Source organism: Sphingomonas sp. ERG5 (assembly GCF_000803065.1).
GTDB lineage: Bacteria > Pseudomonadota > Alphaproteobacteria > Sphingomonadales > Sphingomonadaceae > Sphingomonas.
In genome coordinates this window covers 1-24,119 of sequence record NZ_JSXI01000016.1, presented here as the reverse complement: position 1 = coordinate 24,119, position 24,119 = coordinate 1, and the positions used below count along the sequence as shown (strand labels likewise).

At 64.9% G+C, this 24,119-nt stretch carries 17 protein-coding genes; 9 read left to right on the top strand and 8 right to left on the bottom strand.

All coding sequences use genetic code 11. The annotated features are described in order from the left end of the window. Window positions 1-2: 2 nt before the first annotated feature. The 5 genes from OO12_RS04020 to OO12_RS04000 are packed head-to-tail and all read right to left on the bottom strand — an operon-like array spanning window position 3 to window position 7,727. Complete coding sequence (locus OO12_RS04020; protein WP_034157366.1) at window positions 3-818, bottom strand: DUF815 domain-containing protein; 816 nt, start codon at window positions 816-818, stop codon at window positions 3-5. Window positions 819-850: 32 nt separating this feature from the next. Then, on the bottom strand, window positions 851-2,902 hold the full coding sequence (locus OO12_RS04015) for a tetratricopeptide repeat protein (RefSeq protein WP_034157365.1): 2,052 nt from the start codon (window positions 2,900-2,902) through the stop codon (window positions 851-853). Window position 2,903: 1 nt separating this feature from the next. Then, window positions 2,904-4,253 carry a PEP-CTERM-box response regulator transcription factor gene (gene prsR, locus OO12_RS04010; protein WP_034157364.1) on the bottom strand — a complete coding sequence of 450 codons (1,350 nt, stop codon included), beginning with the start codon at window positions 4,251-4,253 and terminating at the stop codon, window positions 2,904-2,906. Beyond that, the gene (gene prsK / locus OO12_RS04005; protein WP_082006355.1) at window positions 4,250-6,310 is read right to left on the bottom strand and encodes an XrtA/PEP-CTERM system histidine kinase PrsK; all 2,061 of its coding nucleotides are present in this window, start codon (window positions 6,308-6,310) and stop codon (window positions 4,250-4,252) included. Before prsK ends, prsR begins: the two co-directional genes overlap by 4 nt. A gap of 28 nt (window positions 6,311-6,338) precedes the next feature. Continuing rightward, window positions 6,339-7,727, bottom strand: a complete 1,389-nt coding sequence (locus OO12_RS04000) for a TIGR03013 family XrtA/PEP-CTERM system glycosyltransferase (RefSeq protein WP_034157362.1) — start codon at window positions 7,725-7,727, stop codon at window positions 6,339-6,341. Between the two features lie 229 nt (window positions 7,728-7,956). Here OO12_RS04000 and OO12_RS03995 point away from each other — a divergent pair, with 229 nt between their 5' ends. The 5 genes from OO12_RS03995 (at window position 7,957) to OO12_RS03975 (ending at window position 13,152) form a co-directional block, all read left to right on the top strand. Further along, window positions 7,957-8,958, top strand: a complete 1,002-nt coding sequence (locus OO12_RS03995; protein ID WP_034157361.1) for a sugar phosphate nucleotidyltransferase — start codon at window positions 7,957-7,959, stop codon at window positions 8,956-8,958. Window positions 8,959-9,025: 67 nt separating this feature from the next. Continuing rightward, complete coding sequence (locus OO12_RS03990) at window positions 9,026-9,979, top strand: bifunctional helix-turn-helix transcriptional regulator/GNAT family N-acetyltransferase (RefSeq protein WP_034157360.1); 954 nt, start codon at window positions 9,026-9,028, stop codon at window positions 9,977-9,979. Window positions 9,980-10,305: 326 nt separating this feature from the next. Further along, on the top strand, window positions 10,306-10,653 hold the full coding sequence (locus OO12_RS03985) for a cupin domain-containing protein (protein ID WP_235364675.1): 348 nt from the start codon (window positions 10,306-10,308) through the stop codon (window positions 10,651-10,653). 280 nt (window positions 10,654-10,933) lie between these two features. Beyond that, on the top strand, window positions 10,934-12,538 hold the full coding sequence (locus OO12_RS03980) for a SulP family inorganic anion transporter (RefSeq protein WP_034157359.1): 1,605 nt from the start codon (window positions 10,934-10,936) through the stop codon (window positions 12,536-12,538). After that, window positions 12,535-13,152 (top strand): ParB-like protein, encoded by a 618-nt coding sequence (locus OO12_RS03975; protein ID WP_034157358.1) that lies wholly within the window; start codon window positions 12,535-12,537, stop codon window positions 13,150-13,152. Before OO12_RS03980 ends, OO12_RS03975 begins: the two co-directional genes overlap by 4 nt. Window positions 13,153-13,155: 3 nt before the next feature. Here the strand turns inward: OO12_RS03975 and OO12_RS03970 are convergent, their stop codons facing one another. The 3 genes from OO12_RS03970 to pepF all read right to left on the bottom strand — a co-directional run bounded on the left by OO12_RS03970 (window position 13,156) and on the right by pepF (window position 17,293). Then, complete coding sequence (locus OO12_RS03970) at window positions 13,156-14,784, bottom strand: DUF6311 domain-containing protein (RefSeq protein WP_034157357.1); 1,629 nt, start codon at window positions 14,782-14,784, stop codon at window positions 13,156-13,158. A 65-nt stretch (window positions 14,785-14,849) separates the two neighbouring features. Continuing rightward, entirely contained in the window at window positions 14,850-15,383 is a 534-nt protein-coding gene (locus OO12_RS03965) for a hypothetical protein (RefSeq protein ID WP_034157356.1), read from the bottom strand. Window positions 15,384-15,397: 14 nt separating this feature from the next. Further along, entirely contained in the window at window positions 15,398-17,293 is a 1,896-nt protein-coding gene (gene pepF / locus OO12_RS03960; protein WP_034157355.1) for an oligoendopeptidase F, read from the bottom strand. A gap of 344 nt (window positions 17,294-17,637) precedes the next feature. On the opposite strand from pepF, the gene OO12_RS03955 reads away from it, so the two are divergent. The 4 genes from OO12_RS03955 (at window position 17,638) to OO12_RS27380 (ending at window position 24,094) form a co-directional block, all read left to right on the top strand. Then, window positions 17,638-19,158 carry a DUF5681 domain-containing protein gene (locus OO12_RS03955; RefSeq protein WP_034157354.1) on the top strand — a complete coding sequence of 507 codons (1,521 nt, stop codon included), beginning with the start codon at window positions 17,638-17,640 and terminating at the stop codon, window positions 19,156-19,158. Between the two features lie 122 nt (window positions 19,159-19,280). Next, window positions 19,281-19,541 carry a hypothetical protein gene (locus tag OO12_RS03950; RefSeq protein WP_034157353.1) on the top strand — a complete coding sequence of 87 codons (261 nt, stop codon included), beginning with the start codon at window positions 19,281-19,283 and terminating at the stop codon, window positions 19,539-19,541. 210 nt (window positions 19,542-19,751) lie between these two features. Then, window positions 19,752-21,560, top strand: coding sequence for a hypothetical protein (locus OO12_RS03945; protein ID WP_152616264.1), 1,809 nt, complete (start codon window positions 19,752-19,754; stop codon window positions 21,558-21,560). 140 nt (window positions 21,561-21,700) lie between these two features. After that, window positions 21,701-24,094 (top strand): RHS repeat domain-containing protein, encoded by a 2,394-nt coding sequence (locus tag OO12_RS27380; protein WP_160296734.1) that lies wholly within the window; start codon window positions 21,701-21,703, stop codon window positions 24,092-24,094. Window positions 24,095-24,119: the final 25 nt, after the last annotated feature.

Sequence of the window (24,119 nt, the reverse complement as noted above, 5' to 3'; positions counted from 1 at the left end):
TGCTATAATCTCAGCGACCTGCCATGCTTTCCGGCCAGATCGACGATGTAATGCCAGGCCACACGACCCGACCGGCTGCCACGCCGGGTCGCCCAACCGACCGCCTCGACCGGATCGAAGGGCAAGTCATGGGTGTCGGTATAGCCCTTCACGATGGCGAGATACCCTTCCTGATCGACGACATGGAAACCGAGGCTCAGGCCGAAGCGATCGGCCAGCGCGAGATTGTCGTCGACCGCATCGCGCGGGTTGATCGCGCTTTCCTGCTCGGCAATGTCGCGCGGCACCAGATGGCGGCGGTTCGACGTCACCAGCAGCCGCGCATTTGTGGGCCGCGCCTCCGCCCCGCCCTCCAGCATCGAGCGCAGCGCGCGGGCGTCGCTGGCGGCATTGAAGCCAAGATCGTCGATGAACAGCGCAAAGGCGCGCGGGATGGTGGCAATCGCGGCGAAGAGCGTCGCGAGTGTGTCGAGTTGCGTGGTGACGACTTCGATCAAGGCGATCGCCTTGCCCTCTGCCTGCAACGCGGCGACGCTGCTCTTGACCAGCGCCGACTTGCCCGTGCCACGCGCGCCCCATAGCAGCACGTCATGCGCGGCATGCCCCTGCGCCAGGCGATCAAGATTCGCGACAAGCGTCGCCTTTTGCGCATCGATGCCGTGCAGATCGCCGAGCGGCAGCGCGGCGAAATCGCGCGCGGCGGCCAGCGCGGCGCCACGCCAGATATAGGCCGGATGCGCCAGCGGGTCGGCAGGCACCGGCGGCGGCGGGGCGATGCGGTCGAGTGCGGCGGCGATACGGTCGAGCGGGTCGGTCATCCGCTTCCCTTAGTCCGCCCGGGCGACGCGGATCAAATGGTCTTGAGTAATGCGGCAGCGGCCTCGCGATCGGTAAAGGTCGGATCGCTCAATGCCGCGTCGACCTGCGCCCGGGCATCGGCGCCACGGCCAAGATCGGCATAGGCCTGTCCCAGATGCCAGCGCAACATGGCATGTTCGGGTGCGATCGCGACCGCCTTTTCGAGCAGTTGCACCGCCGCGCCATTGTTGCCGCCTTGATACAGCGCCCAGCCATAGGCATCGGTGGTCGCCGGGTTGAGCGGCGCCAGACGATAGGCCGCCTTGGCATAGGACAAGCCGGTCACGTCATCGCCATCGCCGATATAGGCATAGGACAGTTCGGTCAGCAGCGCGGCATCGCGGTTGCCGATACGCTGACGCAGCCCTTCGAGCGTTTCGATCGCGGCCGCGAATTCGCCCGCCGCGATCTGCCAATGCGCGGCGAGCCGCTGGCCGGCGATATTTTGCGGATTCTGCGACAGGAACAGCGCCAGCACGTTGGACGCCTCGGACCGGTGCCCGGCGCGGTCGAGCGCGTCGACGATGCGCAACATGGTCGGTTCGTCGAACCGGATATCGGCGGCGTGGCGATAAGCGGCGGCAGCGTCGTCGTAACGCTTCATCACCATCAACATGTCGCCGACGGCAAGATGCGCCGCGGGCGCGCCGGGCGCCATCCGCGCCAATGCCTGCGCCTGAGCCAGTGCTTCGGCATTGTCGCCGGCATCAACCAGTCCGCGCAGAAAGACGATGCGCCGCACTGGGTCGTCGGGATTGTCGTTGGCGAGACCGCCGAGCACTGCCAGGCTGTCATCGGTTCCGAACGGTACCGAACCATCGCGCGCCGGAAAGGCGGCGCGGTCCAGAAACTTGCCGGCCCAGTCGCGTTCGCCAGTGCGTTCGAACGCCCGTGCGACCAGCGTCAATGTATAGCTGTCGGCATCGAACCGCATCGCGACCGGGCGCAGCACGTCGAGCGCGCCCTGCGCATCGCCGGAACGCAGCAGCGCGGCTCCAAGCAACCGGCGCGCGGTGATGTTCATCGGCTGGCGGCCGACCAGCTCGCGCCATTTGTTGATTGCCTGCTCGTACCCGCCCGATTCGTAATCGAGCGTGCCGCCGAGCAGCAGCGCGCCGGGCAAGCCATTGAGCGCCTCGCCGGTGCGTTGCATCAGCGTGCGGGCGAGATCGTAATTGCCCGCGCGCGCCGCCAGCACCGCCTGAAGATAGAAGGCCTGCGCGCTGTCCGGGCGCGCGGCGAGCGCGCGGCGGGTGGCGGCGAGCATGTCGCCATAACGACCGGCATCGCCGAGCGTCGAGGCATATTCGATCAGCGCAGGATGATAATAGGCGTCGCGGGCGAGCGCGGCTTCGAACCAGGGCAGCGCCGCGACCAGGCCATATTGGCCACGTACCAGTTCACCGCGCAGGGTGAGCGCTTCGAGGTTGGCGGGGTCAAGCTCGGTCGCCTTGGTCGCCGCCACGATCGCGCCGCCGATATCACCACTGTCGAAGCGCACCCGGCCAAGATCGGACCAGGCCGCACTATTGGCCGGGTCTACCGACAAAAAATCCACCAGCACCTGCCGCGCGCCCGGAAAATCGCCTTGCGCGGCCAGTGCGCGCGCGCCGACACGGACGGCATAGCCCGAGAAACGCGGCTCGACCGTCGCCGCCGTACGCAACGCACGCTTCGCATCGCCCTGCAACAGATAGGCATGGGCATAGAGTTGCTGTGCGCGTTTTACATCGAACCCGGCCGCCTTGGCGCGATCGAGCTCAGCCTCGGCGCCCAGTCCGTCGCCGAGCGACAAATAGGTGCGTGCCAGTACCGCATGGGCAAGGCCCCAATTGGGGTCTTCCTTGATCGCGGCCTGCGCGTGATTGCGCGCCGCACTGAAATTGCCGGTCTTGAGCGTCGCCAGGCTCCTGGCGAGCGACAGGCGCGCGGAATCGGCATCGGCGCGGGCCGGGGTGGTGACGGCGAAGGCGAGCAACGCCGCGGCGCCGAGCGACGATGCGACGGCGCCGGCCAGACGCATGAGGGTTTTGGGAGCGGGCATGTCACGCATGGAGATCATAGCTCTTCAAAAGATCGTACAGGGTCGGCCGGCTCACCCCTAGCAGCTTGGCAGTATTGGAAATGTTACCATCGGCGCGGGCGAGCGCGTGGCGGATCGCCTTGCGGTCGGCGACTTCACGCACGCTGCGCAGGTTGAGCGGTATATCCTCGGCATCGCCGGCAAGGTCGAGATCGGCGGCGGTGACCAGCTTGCCCTCGGCCATGATCACCGCACGCTTCATGCGGTTCTCCAGCTCGCGGACATTGCCCGGCCAGCCCCAGGCATCGATCGCGGCGCGCGCATCGGGCGACAGGCCGGTGACCGCGGAGTGCATGGTCTTGGCGTATTTCTTGAGGAAATGCTGCGCGAGCAGGCCAGCGTCGCCGCTGCGTTCGGCAAGCGAGGGAATGCGCACGACGATCTCGGCCAGACGGTAATAGAGGTCCTCGCGAAAACGCCCATCGGCGATCATCGCATCGACATCCTGGTGCGTCGCGCAGACGATCCGCGTATCGACCGCAATCGGCTTGCGCCCGCCGATCCGCTCGATCACGCGCTCCTGCAGAAAGCGCAGCAGCTTGACCTGGAGCGGCAGCGGAATGTCGCCGACTTCGTCAAGGAACAGGGTCCCTCCCTGTGCCAGTTCGATCTTGCCTTCGGTGGTCTTGACCGCACCGGTGAACGCGCCTTTTTCGTGCCCGAACAATTCGCTTTCAAGCAGGGTTTCGGGGATCGCCGCGCAATTGATCGCGACGAACGCTCCCTTTCGGCGCGGGCTGGAATCATGCACACCGCGCGCGAGCAATTCCTTGCCAGTGCCGCTTGCGCCAAGCAGCATGACCGACACATCCGCCCCGGCGACGCGTTCGATCGTGCGCGTGACCTTGAGCATTTCGGGCGCCGCGGTGATCATGCCGCCCAGCGCGGTCGAGCCGGTGCGGTCGGCGAGCCGGCGATTTTCCGCCTCCAGCGCATGGACATGGAAAGCGCGTGCGACGATCAGGCCAAGCGCGTCGATGTCGATCGGCTTGGCATAAAAATCCCATGCTCCCTCGGCGATCGCGCGCAGCGCGCTTTCGCGCGCGCCATGCCCGGAGGCGACGATGACCTTGGTATCGGGCTTGAGGCTGAGAATCGCCTGCAGTGTCGCAAAACCCTCGATCGTGCCGTCCGGATCAGGCGGCAGGCCAAGGTCAAGCGTGACGACATCGGGTTCCTCGGCGCGCACCGCATCGAGCGCACTCGCACGGTCCGACGCGACCACCACATCATACCCCTCATAAGCCCAACGCAACTGACGCTGCAGCCCGACATCATCCTCGACGATGAGCAACTTCGGTTTGGCGGTCATGCAGCCTGTTCCATCGGTAGCGCGCGGGCGGATGACAGGATGACGCGGAAGCGGGTGCCCTCCCCCTCCCGGCTGTTGACTTCGACCGTGCCGCCCATCGCCTGGGCCAGCTGCCGTGCCTCGAACGCGCCGATGCCGAAGCCGCCGGGCTTGGAGGAAACGAATGGCTTGAACAATTTGTCGCGCAGAAAGGCGGGCGACATGCCGCAACCCTGGTCGATCACGTCGATGAGCACCGTCCCCGCGTCGACCGAGATCGCAATCGTCACCGGCTCGACCGCCGGGCTCGCCTCGATCGCATTTTGCAGCAAATGGCCGAGCAATTGTTCGAGCCGTACCGGATCGGCCTGCGCCAATGCCTGCCCCCCGACGATCGCGACGGGATGCTGCGCACGGCGACGCGCGGCGACACGCTCGACCAGTGGCATCAATTCAACCGGACGCAGTTCCTCCGCACGAGCACTATGATGCTGCGACAGGCGCGCAAGCAGATCGTTCATGCGTCCGGCCGAATCCTGCAATGTCGCGATCATATCGGCGCGGAATTCGGGATTGTCGGCATGGCGCTCCGCGTTGCGCGCAACCAGGGTCAGCTGACTCACCAGATTCTTGATGTCGTGCAGGATGAAGGCGAAGCGGCGATTGAATTCGTCGAAGCGCTCGGCATCGGCCAGCGCCTCCTGCGCACGGGCTTCCGCCAGATAGCTCGCCGCCTGGCGGCCGGCGATGCGCAGCAAGTCGAAATCCTCCCAGTCGAGCGCACGGTCGACCGGCGGCCGCGCGAGCAGGATCGCGCCCTGCAAGCGGTCGAGATGGACCAGCGGGATCAGCGCCCAGGTGGTGCCGTCATCGAGCATCCATTGCGGCACGCTCGCCGCTTCGGCGCTGAGTTCGGATTCGTCTCCGACATCGCCGCGGATCTTGTCGAGTTCGACGATCCGCCCACTATGGACGAGATGACGGGCAAGCAATTCGTCGCCGCCCGATACGGGCAGCCCGTCGCGATTCCAGTTCCAGGTGGCGCCGATGCCCAATCCCGCCCCGTCGGGCACAAGCAGCAGGCCCGCGGGCGAATCGGTCAAGTCGGCGACCGCCTTGACGATACGCTCGTCAAGCGGGGCGGCGCCTTCGGGCTTGCCGAGCGTATCGGTGAAACGAGTCCATTCGGCGCGATAATCGTAGCGATGATTGAACAGATGCTTGGCCAGCTTCACCTTCGCCCAGGCCTTGAGCCAGGGCGAGGAGACCAATGTCAGCGTCGCGGCGGCCGAGCCGAATACAAAGGCGGTCTGGGCGATGCGGACATAGGTGCCGCTGAACGCAGCGATTCCGCTGGTGATCAGCACCATCGTCGCCAGCCACAATATCGTCGCGGCAAGCGACAGCGATTGCCAGGCGACGGTACGCGACAGCTTCAATCTCCAGTCGCCATTGCGCATCACCGCGAGCGCGAACAGCGGCGCGAGCAGCGCCATCGCGGCACCGCGCAGCGCGACGAGTTCGATGCCCCAGCTCCCCGTCAGATAAGCGGTGGCATAGATGGCCAGGTCGAGACTCCACATCACGGCCAGCGCGATGACAACCAGGAGGATGCCGCCCCGCGCCCGTGGCGCGACGGCGGAATAAAGGTGATGGACCAGCACCAGCGCACTCACCGCGACCATCATGCGCAACAACAACCGGGCGGAGCCCATCGATATGGCGTCGGCCGGGGCCAGAGTGGTTTCCGCGATGGCCAGCGCGATCCCGGCCAGCACGATCAGCGCGACGACGCCGTAGACGGTCGCCACCGCCTTGCCATGCGGTGCGCTCGGGTCACGCCGGACCAGCGCGAACATGAAGCCGAGCCACGCAAGATTGCGCCCGCTCTCGGCGATCCGGGCCATGACATCGCGGGGATCGATCCCCGCCACTGCCAGCGCCCATAAAGCGGTCGCGATCAGGGCGACGACGAACGTGAGGCGCGGCAAGGCGGTCGCCGCATCGCGCAGTTGCGACAGGGCAATCATGCCGAAGAGCAAGGCGGCGAACGCATGGCCCCACAGGATGAGCGTCATCGCCATGGTTATATGACCCCGGGAGCGTTCATCGCGCGCCTTCCGGCCACAATATGACGCGGATCGTCTGCAGCAGGATCAATATGTCGAGGAAGGGCGAATAATTCTTGGCGTAGTACAGGTCATATTCGAGCTTCTGCCGCGAATCCTCAATCGACGCTCCATAGGGATAATTGATCTGCGCCCAGCCGGTAATGCCTGGCTTCACCATGTGGCGCTCGGCATAATAGGGCAGTTGCTGTTCGAGATCGTCGACGAATTGCGGTCGTTCGGGGCGCGGGCCGACGAAACTCATCTCGCCCTTCAGCACCGACCAGGTCTGCGGCAGTTCGTCGATCCGCACCTTGCGAATGAAGCGGCCGATGCGCGTGATGCGCGGATCGTCCTTCTCCGCCCATACCGCCTGCCCGCCGATCTCGGCATCCTGGCGCATCGAGCGTAATTTGATGCAATCGAATCCGACACTGTACAGGCCCACGCGGCGCTGGCGGTAGAAAGCCGGCCCCTTGCTCTCCAGCTTGATCGCGATCGCGGTAAGCAGGATGATCGGCGCGGTCAGCGCGAGCAGCAGAGCGCTCGCAGCAATGTCGAACAGCCGCTTGAACACGCTCGACAACATCCGCCCCGACGAAAAGCCATCGGAAAAGATCAGCCAGCTCGGATTGACGCTTTGCAGGTCGACCCGGCCCGTTTCGCGTTCGAGGAAAGTCGAGATTTCATTGACGTGCACGCCGGTGGTCTTGATCCGCAGCAGATCCTTCAACGGCAACGCGTTGCGGCGTTCCTCGAGCGCGAGCACGACTTCGCTGGCATTGAGCAGCACGACATGATCGGCGAGGTTATAGATCGCATCGCGCGCGATCGCCTCGGGGATCACGCGCGCGGCTTCGCTCATCGAGACATAGCCGACCACGACGAAGCCGGCCCCCGGCGTCGCGGCGAGCGCCTTGAGCCGCGCGGCGCGGGCGCCGGCGCCGAGCACCACGACTCGGCGCTTGAACGCCTGCCCGCCGATCATCTTGCCGAGCAGAATGCGCAAGCCGACCAGCAGGACCACCGCCGCGCCCATCGAATAAAGCAGATTTGAGCGCCAGAAGGTGATCGCCGGCATGATGAAGAAAATCACGCTGAGGAAGATCACGCCGAGCGAGATGGCGACGACCAGCCGCGCCGCGGCGTAGCGCAGCGATTGCAGTGAGCTCGCGCCATAAACGCCGACCGCGATCATCGCGAGTTCGAGCGAACCGGCAAAGGTCAATAATTGCGGGATGCGGGTGTGAATCGGCTCGACCAGCATCTCGATCTGGTTGGCCCGATAGATCCAGCCGAACTCGGCCGCGGCCAGCAACAACACGACATCGAACAGGCCAAGCAGCAGCACGGCATGTGGTATATAATGTTTGAACAGCCTGATCATTGCGGTCGAGTCCCAGTCGGTCCGTGTAAATTTTTCCGACACGTGCGATCCGCTGTCGCAGAAATTGACAAATAAAGGTTGAACGCCGGGATCGCGCTTGATCGAGGACAGTTTGTCAGGTGCGCAGCCTGCCCTAAGGAAAGAGCGCCACAGGAGGATTCGAATGCCGCTTTCCAGACCGATCGTCCCCGTAATCCTTTCGGGCGGATCGGGTACACGGCTGTGGCCGATGTCGCGGCCCGAATGCCCCAAGCAGATGCTGGCGCTGACCGCCGAGGAAACGATGCTGCAATTGACCGCGCGGCGCGCGACCGGCGAGCGCTTCGCGGCGCCGATCGTGGTCGCCAATGCGCGGCACGCCGACATGATCGACGAACAGCTCAATGCAGTCGAGGCCGGCGCGCAGGCGGTGATTCTCGAACCGATGGGCCGCAACACCGCACCGGCCATCGCCCTTGCCGCGATCGCGGCGGGCGGCGGGCCGACGCCGTTGCTGATCATGCCGTCGGATCATGTCATCGCCGATGTCGATGCGTTCCACGCCGCGATCCATGCCGCGATGCCCTTGGTCGCCGAAGGCTGGCTGGTGACGTTCGGAATCGAGCCCGACGCGCCGGAAACCGGCTATGGCTGGATCCAGGTCGGCGAGAAAATCGCCGAGGGTGTGCACAGGGTCGTGCGCTTCGTCGAAAAACCGCCGCTGGACAAGGCCGAGGCGATGCTCGCGGCCGGCGACCATGCCTGGAATGGTGGCATCTTCCTGTTCCGCGCCGACATGTATCTCGGCGCGCTGGCCTCCTTTGCGCCCGATATGCTGGTTGCTGCGCAGCGCTCGATGGACAAGGCACGACATGACGGGAGCCGCGTCTACCCCGACGCCGACGCCTTTGCCGCCTCCCCCGCCGACTCGATCGATTATGCGGTGATGGAAAAGGCCCAGCGCGTCGCGGTGGTACCGGTCGCAATGGGCTGGAGCGATCTTGGCAGCTGGGACGCACTTTACACGCTCAGCGCCGATGCCGACGGCCATGCCCATGCCGGCCATGGCGGCGGCGAGGTCGTCGCGATCGATACCACCAATTGCCTGGTGCGCAGCGATGGCGTGCGCATCGCCATCGTCGGCGTGGAGGATCTGATCGTCGTCGCCAGCGGCAATGACGTGCTGATCCTGCCGCGCGGCCGCAGCCAGGAGGTCAGGAAGCTGATCGAGGCAATGAAAGACAAGCCCTGATCCGCGCTGGGATTGAAATTGCATAACAGGGTATATAACATGCTATCGACTCGATGGAGACGACGGCATGACGAACGACATCATGAAGGAAATGGGCTATCTGTTCCTTGGCAGCCGACTGAAGCGGCTGGCGGAACGGATGCAGGCTGATGTCGCGAGCATCGCCGAACGCGTCGGGCTGGCGATCCAGCCGAGCCAATATCCAATCCTCATTGCGCTCGACCGCGGCACACTGACCGTCGGCGCGCTGGCCGAGAAACTGGGGCTGAGCCAGCCGGCGATCACGCGCAACATCACGAGACTGGTCGAACTCGGCCTGATCGAGACAGTCGCCACGCCGGGCGACCAGCGGCGCCGGTCATTGTCGCTGACCGAGGCGGGTCATGACGCGATGGCGCGATCGAAGCGCGAGGTCTGGCCGCATATCGACGCGGCGGTGGTCGAACTATGCGCGGGGCTGGATGGCCCGTTGCTCGACCAGATCGCGGCGATCGAGGATGCGCTCGAGCGTAACTCGATCGAGCAACGCGTGCTGGCTGGACCGGTGTCGGGGCTGACGATCCGCGAATTTTCCGACGAACTGGCGCGCGATTTCCACGACATCAACGCCGAATGGATCGCGTCGATGTTCCGCATCGAGCAGACCGACCGCGATGTGCTGGAAAATCCCCGCGCACGGATCGTCGATCCGGGCGGGGTAATCCTGTTCGTCGAGGCAAGGGATCTCGGCATCGTGGGCACATGTGCATTGCAGAAGACCGGCGAAAACCAGTTCGAGCTCACCAAGATGGGCGTGCTCGAATCCGCCCGAGGCCGCAAGGCGGGCGAGTATCTGCTCGAGGCGATACTACGCCGCGCCCGCCAGATGGAAATCGAGACGCTCTATCTGCTGACCAGCTCGAAATGCGCCGCCGCGATCCATCTCTACGAAAAGCTCGGTTTCACCCATGATGCGGAGATCATGCGCGATTTCGGTGCACGCTACGAACGCTGCGACGTGGCGATGCGGTACAAAGGTTAGGTCGTGGCGCTCTTTACGGTCTTGACGGTTTTTGCCTTTGCCGGCGCAGCCGCGACGGCTGGCTTGGCGAGAGGGCGTGCGAGCGCGCGATTACGCCGTTTGTTGGCGGTGCGTAGCTGTCCCATGGGGAAGTCCAATCATGTCGGAGGCGATTGCGGTTTCTGGCCGAGCGCCGGCCACCGCAATGATGGCCTTGTCCTTGGTCATGATATGAGCGCTGTGACAAGCGCTATCGCCGTCGCTCCGGCTTGCGCCCTGAACCCGATGTCCCGATGATGGCTGTTGACGACGAGCCCGGAGCAAAGACGATGCTATCCCCCACGACTTTGACCGCCGCCTTCGATCGCGTGACCGATTATTGGTCACCCAAAGTGGTCGGGCGCGTGAACGACCAGTTGCTCAAGGTGGCCAAGCTGAAAGGCGAGTTCGTCTGGCACGCGCATGACGGCGAGGACGAGCTGTTCTATATCGTCAAGGGTTCGCTACGCATCGAGTTCGAGGCTGGCCCGGTCGAGCTGTCACAAGGCGACTTCCTGACCGTGCCGAGCGGCGTCCGGCATAACCCGGTCGCGGACGAGGAATGCTGGGTGCTGCTGATCGAGCCGGCATCGACCAAGCATACCGGAGACGAAGTCACCTCGCGCACCCGCAGCCTGGAAGAGCAGCTCGGTTAGCGTGAGGCTTTATGCCAGCACCGTGGCAGCCCTGTTTTTCCGACAATGGGAAAGAGCGTACCGGTACAGGTCCGGCGAGGGATGACATGCCCCAGTCTGTGTCATGGTTGAATCGCCGTCAGCAACAGGGCCGTGGGGGTAATCGGATTGCATCAGTTGCTCTCCGATCAAAAGCGGCGCAGATTTGGCGCGCCAATCAGGGAGAGTCTCGATGAAGCGCGCCATGCTCAGGGCCCTTGCGGGCACCCCTGAACGGCGCGAGCCGCGTTAGCGGCGGCCGGTGCGCAAAACCGACGTCATCGCCGGACTGTCGGTTGCCGGGCTGATGCTGCCCGAAGCGGTCGCTTATGCCGGTATCGCCGGCCTTGCCCCGCAACAGGCCATCCTCGCTGCGATTGTCGGCGCGCTGGTTTACTCGGCGGTCGGCCGCAGCCGCTTCGCCATCGTGTCTCCGACCTCTTCCTCGGCCGCGATCCTGGCTGCGTCGCTCGGCACGCTGACCGTCGATCCCGCCGTGAAGATCGCGCTCGCAACGATAACGGTCGCCCTTGTCGGCATCACCTTTCTCGCCGCATCGGCGGCCCGTCTGGGCGGACTGACCGGATTCGTCTCCCGGCCAGTGTTGCGCGGCTTCGCGTTCGGCCTCGCCATCACCATCATCCTCAAACAGATGCCGCTGGTCTTCGGCGTCGCGCCCCAAGCGAGCAATGTCTTTGGGCTGGTCGCCGGCCTGCTCGCCGAAATGGGCGCGTGGAACTGGATCAGCATCGCCACCGGAGCCACCGCCCTGCTCCTGCTGTTGGCGTTGCGCCGCCTGCCCATGATCCCGGCCGCGTTCGTCGTGCTCGCGGCGGGCATTGCCGCGTCGATCCTGTTCGACTTGCCGGGCCATCATGTCGCCACCGTCGGCCTGATCGACCTGAGCATCGCCATGCCGTCGCTGCCGCATATCCCCTATCCGATGCTCATGGGGCTGGCCGAGCTGGTCATTCCGCTGGTCCTGATCCTGCTCGCGGAGAGCTGGGGTACGATGCGCGCGCTGGCGCTGAGCCACGGCGACAGGATCGAGCCCAACCGCGAGCTTGCCGCACTCGGCATGGCCAATCTCGGCTCCGCGCTGGTGCAGGGGCTGCCGGTCGGCGCGGGCTTTTCCGCCGGCTCGGCCAGCGAAGCGGCGGGAACCAAGACGCGCGCAGCCGGCGCGATCGCCGCGATCGGGCTCGCCGTCCTGATGCTGGCCGGTGTCCGGCTCATCGCACATCTGCCGCAACCGGTGCTGGCGGCAGTGGTGATCGCGGCGCTTTCCCACGCGCTCAACCCGCAGCCAATCGTCCGGCTATGGCGTCTCGGGCGCGATCAATATGTGGCGATCGGGGCAGCGATCGGCGTGCTTGCTCTTGGCGTGCTCAACGGCATGTTGTTCGCCATATTATTGTCGATCGCGGCGCTGGTCCGCCGGCTGGCCTCGCCACAACTGGTCAGGCTGGGGCGGCTGGGCAGTTCGCATAATTTCGTCGACCTCGCCCGCCATCCCGAGGCCAGCGCCATCCCCGGCGTGGCGATCTGGCGGCCGGCCGAGCCTTTATTCTTCGCCAATGCCGAAGCTGTGCTGGCGCTGATCACCGACCATCAGGCCGCGGATCGCACCATCACCACGGTGATCGTCAGCCTGGAGGAAAGCTTCGACGTTGACAGCACTGCGGTCGATGCGCTGATCGAATTCGACGCGCGTCTGCGGATCAATGGCGCCCGCCTGTTGCTTGCGCGCGTGCGCGACGGGGTGCGCGACTTGCTGACGGCGGCCGGATCGCATGATCTTGCCGCGCGATCCAGCTATAGCGTGGACGATGCCGTCGCCAGCCTGTCACAGGAAGCCAGCCAATGATCCAGGACCCCGAGCCGCTCCTCCATCCCCGGGAGATTTCCAGCCTGCGCCCGACGCAGATCACGGTCGGCCTACGCGAAGTCGAACGCAAGCAGCAGGAATGGCGCCATCGGGCGGAGCGCGAGGGGCCGGACTTTCTCGGCCGCCACATGCTGCCGGTGGTGATCGGGCCCAAGGATCGCGCCTATCTGATCGACAACCACCATCTGGCGCTCGCCCTCCACCGGGAAGGCGTGAAGCATGTCCTGGTCCATGTCATCGCCGATCTGAGCATGCTCGCCCGGCCCGCCTTCATCACCTTCATGGACAATCGCAACTGGCTGCATCCGTTCGACGCAAAGGGTGTTCGCCAGGACTATGACGACATTCCGAAACAGGTCGCGGGCCTGGCCGACGATCCGTATCGCTCGCTCGCTGGCGCGCTGCGGCGCGCGGGCGGTTACGCCAAGGTCGATACACCCTATGCCGAATTTCTCTGGGCCGACTTCCTCCGACGGCGGATCAAGCCGGCGCGGGTCGATGACCATTTCGACAAGGCGTTGTCGGATGCGCTGGCCTTTGCGAACAGTCGTGACACGGCGCATCTGCCGGGCTGGTCGGGGATCAGCGACTAGCCGCTAGCGGCAGCGCGGCGGGAGTGCCGAGGCGCTCGGCGGAATGATCGCGACACCATCGAGACGGCGCACCCGTGCCGTCAGCGCGCCCGGCACCGTGCCGTCGAGCAACACGTAGAGCCGCGTCGGGTCGATCCGCCCGGCCTGGAAATCCAGCGCCTCGGCATCGAGGCGCGCGCGCATCATGGCGGTCTCGCGCGCGGCATAGGTGAAGCGGACCGGGCGGCACAGGCGGACGGCGCGCCATGTCACTTCCTCCATCAGCGCCAGATCGGCAAAGGGGTTGGGCGGCTGGAAATCGATCGAGCCCGCGCGCGCGATCAGCGCATCCCAGCGCGGGTCATGCGTGCGGCGATAGGTACCGGACGAGTCCGCCACCGCACTGGTCGCGCGGACGGCGGCAAGCATCGGCATCAGGTCGACCAGTTGCAGCGCCAGCGCCCCGGCGAGGATCAGCGCCGCACGCGGCATGCTGCAGATGACCAGCAGCACCGCGATCACCAGCGTATAGGTCGCGGGCCAGAACAGCCGCCCGCCGGCGCGCACCGGGTCGAGCGCGTCGATCAGCGCCGGGGACAGATGCGCGGTCCACAGCGGCGCGCCCCAGATCTTGGGCTGCGGCCCGATCGCGACGACCGCCAGCACCAGCAGCGCGGGCACCAGCCAAGCCAGCCGCCGCAACGCATCCCATGGCACGGCCAGCGTCACGCCGCGCGCGGCGCCCGCCACCGACCAGCCCAGCCCGATCAGCAGCAGCGCGATCAGCCCCGCGCCGAGATATTGAAACCCCTCGAACCCATGCCCGTCATCGGGCGATGACGGCAACAAAGCGGCGTAGGACGGGTTGGCCGGGTTCCACCACGCATCGAGCGCGACCGGGAACGCGCCATAGGTGCCGGTCGAGGCGAAGTGCTGCCCCAGCACGCCGTGCAGCGCGACGATCGCCACCACCAGCGCCGCCACGCCGACGCTGCCGGCCAGGGTGCGCCAGCGCCGCGGCTCGACCCAGAACGCCCGCAGCATCGCGCTGGCCCAGATCGCGGCGACGATCAGCAGCAGATAGGAATGCACCAGCGCCGCCGTCGCGAGCACGGCCGCCCACCACAAGTGCGACCGCGACCGCACCGGATCGAGGTGCAGCCATAGCGCCCACAGGATCAGCCATTGCGCGCACAGGCTGGCATGGCCGTAGCGATTGATCAGCACCGGCATCAGCGCGAGCAACGCGGCGCACAGCCACGCGCTGAGCCCGTCGCGCGCGCGCGGCCGGACGATCGCCCAGGCGAACCCGACCTGCAACAGCATGCAGGCGAGATACCACAGGCCGAGAAATTGCAGCCCCGGCGGCAACCAGCGCGCGACCGGACCAAGCAGGATGCCGAGCAGCGGGATGCTGTCGGTGAACAACAGCGTCATCCCCTCCGGCGCGCCCAGCAGCGGCTGATGCAGCAAGGGCCAGGGGCCGCCGGCGCGCAGATAGGCGGCGAGCCCGATCGCGCTTTGCCCACGGTCGTGCCCGTCGATCAGCCAACCGACATTGGCCGGATCGAGCACGCCGGGATGCATCCACGCCGCAAAGACCGTGACGGCAAGCGCGACAAGCGCGATCAAAGGCAGGGAACGGCGCATCATCCGTCGTCAGCCATGCCCCGCCACGCTTCGACAAATGGTTAACGGCCGGCCCCCAGCCCGCCGGGTCAGAGCGCCGTGAGCGTCATGCTGTGGCTGCACCCGCCCGACACGGTAATGCGGATCGCGGTCAGGTCGTGCGTCTTCGGCGCGGTCGACACCAGATCGTCGCCGATCGCGTTCCGGTCCGCCGCGCTCAGCGGCGTCGCGGGCGCCAGCGTGGCGACCAGATTCGGCAACGCGGCCTTGAGCGGCGCGGATTCGCTGCACCCGGTCTTTGGCCGGCTGATCAGGCGAACCTGCCATGCCTTGCCATCGGGCAGCACAAAGACCTGCGCGAGACCGCCGGGCGCGGTGATGGTGCGGATCGCGCCGCCAGTGGTCGTGTCGCGAATGCCGTCCTTGACCGTGCCGCCCTTCCACGGGCCGCCGGCTTCCTCGATCGCCGTCGTCGCCCCGTTCAGATCGGCCGCGAAGGCGGGCCGCGTCAACGCCACCGTGTTGGTGGCGCTATCGTCATCCGCGACCGGCGCCGGCGTGGAATCGCAGGCGGAGAGCGCCAGCAGAGTGGTCGCGGCGCTCATCCAGACCAGGCTTCGCATTCGTATATCCCCTTTTACGCCATCAACGCTTCGCACTGATCGAGCGTGTCCCTGAAGGTCGCGATAATCGCCTGATACGGCGCCGGTGACGCCATATCGAGCCCCGCGCGCTTGAGCAACGCGACCGGATGGTCCGATCCGCCAGCCTTCAGCACGCCGAGATAATTATCCCGCTCCTTCACCCCGCCCTTCAGGATCGAGCGCGCGAAATAGGACGCGGCCGATATCGAAGTGGCGTATTGATAGACATAAAAGCTCGAATAGAAATGGCCGATATACTCCCATTCGGATGCATAGGCCGGGTCGATCGCCACCTTTGGTCCATGATAGCGTTTGAGCAGGTCGAGATAGATCGCGCTGAACGCCTCGCCCGACAGCCCCTCGCCCGCTTCCGCCTTGTCATGGCAGGCCAGTTCGAATTCGGCGAACATGGTCTGGCGGAAAAAGGTGCCGCGAATCCCCTCGAGCTGCTGGCCGAGATAGAAGAGCTTCTCTTCCTTCGTCTTCGCTCGCCCGACCATATAGGCGGCAAGCAGCTGTTCATTGCAGGTCGAGGCGATCTCGGCCGTGAACAGCGGATAATCCGCCTTGTCATAGACCTGCGCCCTGGCCGCGAGCAGCGAGTGCATCGCGTGGCCCCATTCATGCGCGAAGGTGGTCATGCCGTCATAATTCTCGCCGAGATTGAGCAGCAGATAGGGATGAACGTCATAGGCGCCGGGGTTCATATAGGCCCCCGAGCGCTTGCCCTGGCGCGGCAGCGGGTCCATCCATTTGCCCGCCGTGGCCTTGCCCAGCAGCGCGACATAATCGGGACCAAGCGGCTTGACCGCCTCAAGCACGACGCTGCGCATCTCCGGGATGGTCACCTTGCGGTCGAGCGACACGAGCGGCGGATAAATGTCGTAATAGGCCATGTCGGGCAGCTTGAGCAGCCGCCGGCGCAGTTCGAAATAGCGGTGCAGTTCGGGCAGACCCTTGTTGGTCTCGGCGACCAGGGTGCGGTACACCGCCTCGGGCACGTCATTGCCCGACAGCGAGGCGGCGAGCGATGTCTTGTACTTCCGCGCCTTCATGTCGAACACATCGGCCTTCAGCTTCGACAGATAGGCCGCGCCAAGCGAATTGCGGAACTGGCCATAGGTCGCCCAGAAAGTGTCGAAGACCTTTTTGCGATCGGCGCGGTCCGGCGCGTCGCGCACCTGCGTATACCCCTGATCGTCGAGCCGGATCGATTTGCCGGTCGACAAGGTAATGGTCGGCCAGGGAATGTCGGACGCGACCAGCTGGCCGCGAATATCCTCCGGTCCCTGCAGCGGCCCGCTGGTGCCGGCGAGCAACGCTTCCTCATTCGCGCCAAGCGTGTGCGGCGCCTGACGCAGGATGTTGCGCAGATAGAAATCGAAGCGCGACCCGAGCACGGCGTTGCCGGCAATGAAGCGCTCGATCTTTTCCGCGCCGATCGCCAGTATTTCGGGCGAGAACCAGGAGCCTGCCTCTCCAAAAGCGGTGTAGAGATCGATCGCCTGCGCCTGACGCTGCTGGTTGGCCGAGACGCGAACATCCTCATCGGCCTTGAGGCTGGCATAGACATAGATGCGCGCGATCGTCCGGCCCATGTCGGATGCGGCGACCATTGCCCGAACGAGCGTCTCGGCGCTGTCGCCGAGCTTGCCGCGATACCCGGTCAGCGACGGCACCGCCGCCAGCGCTGCCTTGCGCGCGGCATCCCATGCCGCATCGCTGGGGTAGATTTCCGACAGGTCCCATGCCGCGCCGCTCGCCGACGGGATGGTTGTGGCGTCCAGCGCCCAGGCGGGCAGCGCACCGGCGAAGGTGGCGGCAAAAGCGGCGCCAAGCGTTGTGGTGGCCGAGGCGGCGAGCGCCTCACGGCGAGTCAGGCTGGTCATGGGTTCCCCCGGATGGCGATGCGATGGCGTGCATAGTGTCGCGCCCGCTGCGCAATTGGAAGAGGGTGTATCAATTCCATAAGGCACCTGGTCATGGGGGCACCGAATTCGCGCAGTTGCGGGATGGGCCACGGGAAACCGCTTTTTACCGGGTCCTGCGGGAAGCTGCGGGAAATCCTGCGGGAATTCCGGCGCGGCGGCGCGGGACTCTGGCGCGGCGCTTGCGCGAAAATCGGGAAATGGCGGGGTGAAAGTCATGACCTGTCCAATCTCGTGCCTGCGCGATTCAAATGCGCCGTCGGATGCGCTTTCATCCCTGGCGCGCAACAATGCGGGGAGCAGACATGACGATGCCCGAGGGCGAGTTGAATCGCGAAGATGCAGGCGAAGCCGTGGGCGCGACAGGCGACCCGGCGGGGAGCGGCTATTGCGTGGGCTATGGCAAGCCGCCGATCGAGCACCGCTTCGCCAAAGGCAATCGCGCCAATCCGGGCGGCAAGCGGCGCAGGGTGCTGCCCGCCGACACGGTGCTGCCGCAGCTGACCGCTGACTCAGTGCATGAAATGCTGGTGGCCGAGGCGCGGCGGATGGTGCGGGTGAAGGCCGGCGGGCGCATGGTCGAGATCCCCGCGCTGCAAGCGGCGTTTCGCGCCGTGGCGATGCGGGCGGCGCGCGGCAACCGGCTGGCGATGGCGACGATGACGCAGCTGGTGATGCGGTCGGACGCCACGGAACGCCGCGCCGCGCCGGAACCGGCATCGGCGACCGCGCCCGCGACCGCCACCGCCACCGGGTGGTTCGACGCGCTGCGCACGCCCGAGGCGCTGGCCGATGCGCCCTCGGCAGTCGAGGCGGCCGGGGAATATAAGGCGATCTGGACACGGGTGCTGACCAAAGCGGCCACGCTGGGCGCCGCGCTTGCCGCGCCGACGCCCCATCCGGACGATATCACGATCGGCCTGGTGAAGGGCGTCGCGCACTGGCCGGGGTCACTGCCGGGCGAGATGCTGTCGCTGGACCGGCTGGCCACAATGCATGCCGAGCTGCAGGCGGAATTGCCGGCGCGACGCCCGGCGATCGAAGCGATGCGGGAGGGATATGACAAGGCCGCCGCATGGTGCGGATGGTTCGCGCTGGACGATGTCCGCGCGCTGATCGCCGAGCATCTGCCCGAACGCTATGCCGGGCAGATCGAGCCCGACATGCGCCCGCCCGAGGAACGGGTGCGCGACCGATCGCTGCGATCACTGGCACGATATGACCGCGAGCGACATGAAAGCCTGCGCGCGTGGGACGCCGCCGCCCGGACGGGTGCGGAAGCGGCGGGTGACGCGGTGACGCCGCCAGGTCATGATGGCATGGACGATGGCGCACCGGAGGCGGGTCGAACGGACGGGCGTGAAACTGGTCCGGGTGATGCGGCGGAATGCGCTGCGAGTACCGCGATGCCGGTGATGGAGGCGGCGGCGGTGGCGGAGCCGGGCCCGGCGCCGACCGTGGCGGAGTCGAGCACCTATCAGGCGGCGTGGCTGGAGATGCTGCACGCCGCCCAGGGGATGGAGGTCGGGATCGAAGCGCCAATGCCGCCGCCCGACGACGTGATCATCGACGCGGAGACGGAAACGGTGACGTATCGCACGCCGCCGACGCCGGGCCGGTACGCGACGCTGGCCAGCCTGCGTACCACGCTGGCCCGGCTGACGGCCGATGCCGCGCGGCACCAGCGCGACGCGAACTGGGCGGGCCAGCCGCTTTTCGCGACGCGTTCAAGCCGCAGGCGCGACGAAGTGCTGGCGCTGTGTGCGGTGATCGAGCGGCATCTGGCGGGGCATGAGGGCGGCGCGCGCGGGGATGGAGGCGGGTGACGGCCTCAGCCGATTTCGCGCTTGCTACACAAGAATGGTCCATTCCGGATGGAGCGCCGATTGAGCGCTGGATCCGCACGGATTCTCGCGTATGTTGATCCCGATTTGTTCTCGGAGGACGCATGCAACGGAAGCATAGATTCTTGGCTGGCGCGGCGTGCCTGACGCTGGTCGGCGGCGCGGCGGGTGCGCTGGCGCAGGAGACGACCACCTATAGCTATGACGATCTCGGGCGGTTGACCGGGAGCGTGCTGAGCGGCGGGCCGAACGCCAACCGGCAGACCGGGACCTGTTTCGACCCGGCGGGCAACCGGGTGCGCTACGATGTCGCGACGAGCGCGCCGGCGGTGTGCCCGACGCCGACACCGACACCGACGCCCTGAGGGCGCTGGCGGGCCCGAAAGGTCCGGCGTGATGATGTATTCCGGTTTGAGAGGGGTCTGCGGTGGGGGTTATTCGTGTGAGCAAGCGGTTGGCGGCTTTTGGCGGACTCCTGTGCCTGGCGATGTTCAGCGCGGTGCCGGCAGGGGCAGGATTCGCGCCTCGTCAGCAATCCGGCGGACCATTTCACCATCGCGCCGGGCGGGGTCGACATGCGAACCGGCCGTTATGCCTATAACGAGACCGACCTGGCGATCGGCGGCGCGGGCCAGCCGAGCAGCCTGTCGCTTACGCGCACCATGCCGGACCCCGCCATGCGCGCCAACAATTCGTTCGGCAATTTCGCGAGCAACTGGCATGTGATGCTGCACATCTATCTTTATGATATCGATGGCGACGGCGCCACGACGGACTATCGCGCGATCGTCTATTCGCGCGGCTTGTCCACGACCTTCGATTCGGCTGATTATGCCACCGGATATGGGCTCACCTCGGACGGCCCGACCCAGTATCTGACCTATAGCGGCGGCACGCGCACCGGCGCGTCGACCATTTACACCTATACCGCCGGCGACGGCACGGTGGTGGTGTTCAACGCGGTCGGCAGCGCGGGTCCGCCGATTCTGCCCGGCTGGGTATCCGCCTATGCCTCATCGATCACTGAGCCGGACGGCACCAAATACACGCTGAGCTATACCCCGGTCAGCGGGGGCTATGCCCGGCTGAGCAGTGTGGTGAGTTCACGCGGCTATGGGCTGGAGCTCGAAGGAGGCGCGGGGCTGGGCAACCGCATCACCAAGGCGTGCATCGTCAATCTGGCGCTGACGACGCTGCCCGGATATTGCCCGGCGACGGCGCTGGCCACGACAAGCTATAGCTATACCGGCGAGCGGCTTGCCGGCGTGACCGGACCCGATGGCCAGACGGCGAGCTTCGATTATGTGCCGCAGCCCGGCGGCACTTTCCTGATGAAGTTTTTCAAGCCGGGACAAAGCACGCCCTGGCTGACCAATACCGTCGTACCTGGCAGCGACGGTCCGGACGGCCCGGAGGTGGAGATCGTGGAAGCGCAGAGCTTCGCCGATGGCCGGAGCTATAGCTATGTCTTTTCCCATTACGATGGTCCTTATCAGACCGCCGAGGGTGGGACCTATCAGGACAATCTCAGCAACGTCACAAAGGTTGGCTACCACTTCCCGATCCTGCCGGGAACCGGACCACAGGACAGCCTGCCCTGCATACCGATCAATAGCTGCCATGAGAACCCGCCCGACCAGTTCCCAAAGATCGTCTATCAGCGGACGACCGGACCGGCCGAGATTGTCGATCCACTGGGGCGCAAGACGGTGTTCGATTATTGCGACCCGGTCTTCCTGCAGACCTTGCCATCCTATTATGGCAATCGGTGCGTGATGGGGCCGCTGCGCAACTTCACCGATCCGGAAGGGGTGAAGACGGTGCTGAGCTATACCGGCCGCAACGTCACCCAGTCGCGACGCATCGCCAAGCCGGGGAGCGGCTTGGCCGATATCATCACGGCGGCGACCTTTGACTGCACGGTGGCGAAGCTGTGCAGCAAGCCGACCTCGATCACCGATGCACGCGGCAATGTGACGAGCTACACCTACAAGCCGGAAAATGGCGAGATCCTGACCGAGACCAAGCCGGCTGATGCAAACGGCATCCAGGCGGTGACGCGGAACGACTATGTCCAGCGTTATGCCTGGGTCAGCAATGGTGCGGGGGGTTATGCCCAGGCGGCGACACCAGTGTGGCTGGCAGCGACGGTCAGGACCTGTCGTACCACGGCGACGGTCAGCGGCGCATGCGCAGGGGGTACGGCGGACGAGGTTGTGACGAGCTTCGACTATGGGCCGGACTCGGGGCCGAACAATTTACTGTTGCGCGGCAAGGTGGTGACGGCGGACGGGGTCAGCTTGCGCACGTGCTACGGTTATGATGCGACCGGCAACAAGATCAGCGAGACGAGCCCGCGCGCGGGTCTGGCGGTGTGCTCATGAGCGGCACGATGGAACGCGGCATGGGCCGGGTGTTCGTCGCCCTTGCAGGGCTGCTCGCCACAGGACTGCCCTCGGCAGCGGCAGCGCAGTCGGCGCCTTCGGCGTTCACCAGCGCGACACGCTATGATGTCGAGCGGCGGGTGACGGGGACGATCGCGCCCGATCCGGATGGTGCGGGACCGATCGGCTTTGCGGCGGTGCGCAACAGTTATGATGTGATCGGACGGCTGATCAAGGTCGAGAAAGGCGAGCTTGCGGCATGGCAGTCGGAGACGGTCGCCCCCGCGGCATGGAGCGGGTTCAGCGTGTTCCAGACGGTCGACACGACCTATGACATGATGGACCGCAAGCTGAGCGAGAAGATATCGGCGGGCGGCACGGCGTACAGCCTGACACAATACAGCCTGACACAATATAGCTATGACGCGCTGGGCCGGCTGGAATGCACGGCGATCAGGATGAACCCGGCGGCCTATGGATCGCTGCCGGCAAGCGCCTGCACATTGGGCACGACGGGTAGCCAGGGCGCGGACCGGATCACCAGGAGCGTCTATGACGCGGCGGGGCAGTTGCTGAAGGTGCAGAAGGCCTATGGCCGACCGCTGCAGCAGGATTACGCGACCTACACCTATAGCCAGACCGGCAAGATGGCCTCGATGGTCGACGCCAATGGCAACAAGGCGACGATGAGCTGGGACGGACAGGACCGGCAAAGCCGCTGGACCTTCCCGTCGAAGACCATGGTCGGCGCGGTCAGTACGACCGACTATGAAGAATACGCTTACGATGCGAACGGCAACCGGACCTCGCTACGCAAGCGCGACGGTCAGGTCATCGGCTATAGCTATGACAAGCTCAACCGGGTGACGGTGAAGGACATCCCCGGTGGGACGGCGGCGGATGTCTATTATGGCTATGACCTGCGGAACCTGCAGCTTTACGCGCGGTTCGGATCAGCGACGGGCGAAGGGCTAAGTCAGGTCTATGACGGGTTCGGGCGGCTGACATCGAGCACGACCAACCAGGGCGGCACGACGCGAACGCTTGGTTATCAGTATAATGCCGATGGTGGCCGGACGCGGGTGACGCATCCTGACGCCACCTACTTCACTTATGATTATGACGGGCTCGACCGCGCGACGATCGTCAAGGAGAATGGGGCAACAACGGTCGCGACGATCACCTACGACAATCAGGGCCGGCGCTCGGGCAGCAATCGCGGCGGCGTGGCAACCAGCTATGGCTATGACCCAGTCTCGCGGCTGGCGAGCATCGCTGACGATCTGACAGGTACGGCGAGCGATGTGACGGCAACGTTCGGCTATACATCGGCAAGCCAGATGGTGAGCCGGACGCGCAGCAACACGGCCTATGCGTTCAGCGGCTATACCAATGTCAGCCGCACTTACGCGGTCAACGGGCTCAACCAGTACACCACCGGCGGTCCGGCGGCGTTCGCTTATGATGCCAATGGCAACCTGACCTCGGACGGGACCAATGCGTATAGCTATGATGTCGAGAACCGGCTGGTCACGGCATCGGGCAGCGTGGCGCTGGCGTGGGATCCGACGGGGCGATTGTACAGGGTATCGAGCCCAACGACCGATACGCGGTTCCTGTACGATGGCGACGAACTGGTCGCGGAGTATAACGCAGCGGGCACATTGCTCCGGCGCTATGTTCACGGCCCGGCCGACGACGATCCGCTGCTCTGGTACGAGGGCGCTACACTCGCGGACCGCCGCTCATTGCAGAGCGATCATCAGGGCTCGATCGTCTCGACGGCCAATGCGGCGGGCACGCTGATCGCAATCAACGCCTATGATGAGTATGGCATCCCCAACGGGTACGGCACCGCCGCGCCAGGGCAGTTCGGGCGGTTCCAATATACCGGCCAAGCCTGGCTGCAAGAGCTTGGCATGTACCATTACAAGGCGCGGATCTACTCACCCAGCCTTGGGCGGTTCCTCCAGACCGACCCAATCGGGTATAAGGATCAGAATAACCTTTACGCTTATGTTAGCAATGATCCCGTCAATGGCCGAGACCCGAGCGGATTAGAAGAAATTAAAAGTGAAATGAAGGAGCAACATGCACTGGCCGCAGCAATAAACAAAATAATTCGAGGAGACGGAAAGCAAGAAATAACGCTAAATAATAAAACCAAAATCTCCTTCGAAAGACATGGGAATAAAATCTCTTTAACTACGTCAGGAGTAACTGTATCAGGAACATTTCAAAACAGGAAAGGAGAAGGATTTAATATAGTCAACCCAACAGTAACCTCCAGTATACCGGGATTATCTATTGCATCAAACCCTCCAAAAGGTGATCGGTCTCCGCAGGTGGTTGGATTGAGAGTTTTTGGCGCCAAAAATGGTGCTGGAGGAGAAATAAAAACTATCTACAAACATGACCAAGTCGCAAAGCAATTTGGATTTAAAGTTTTTACCTGGAAAGCATTCAATTCACCTAGCGAAACCCCGAACACTATCACAGCATATGAAATAGGAAATGGAAAGAAAGATGAATAGATCTATTCTTATCAGAACTTTTTTC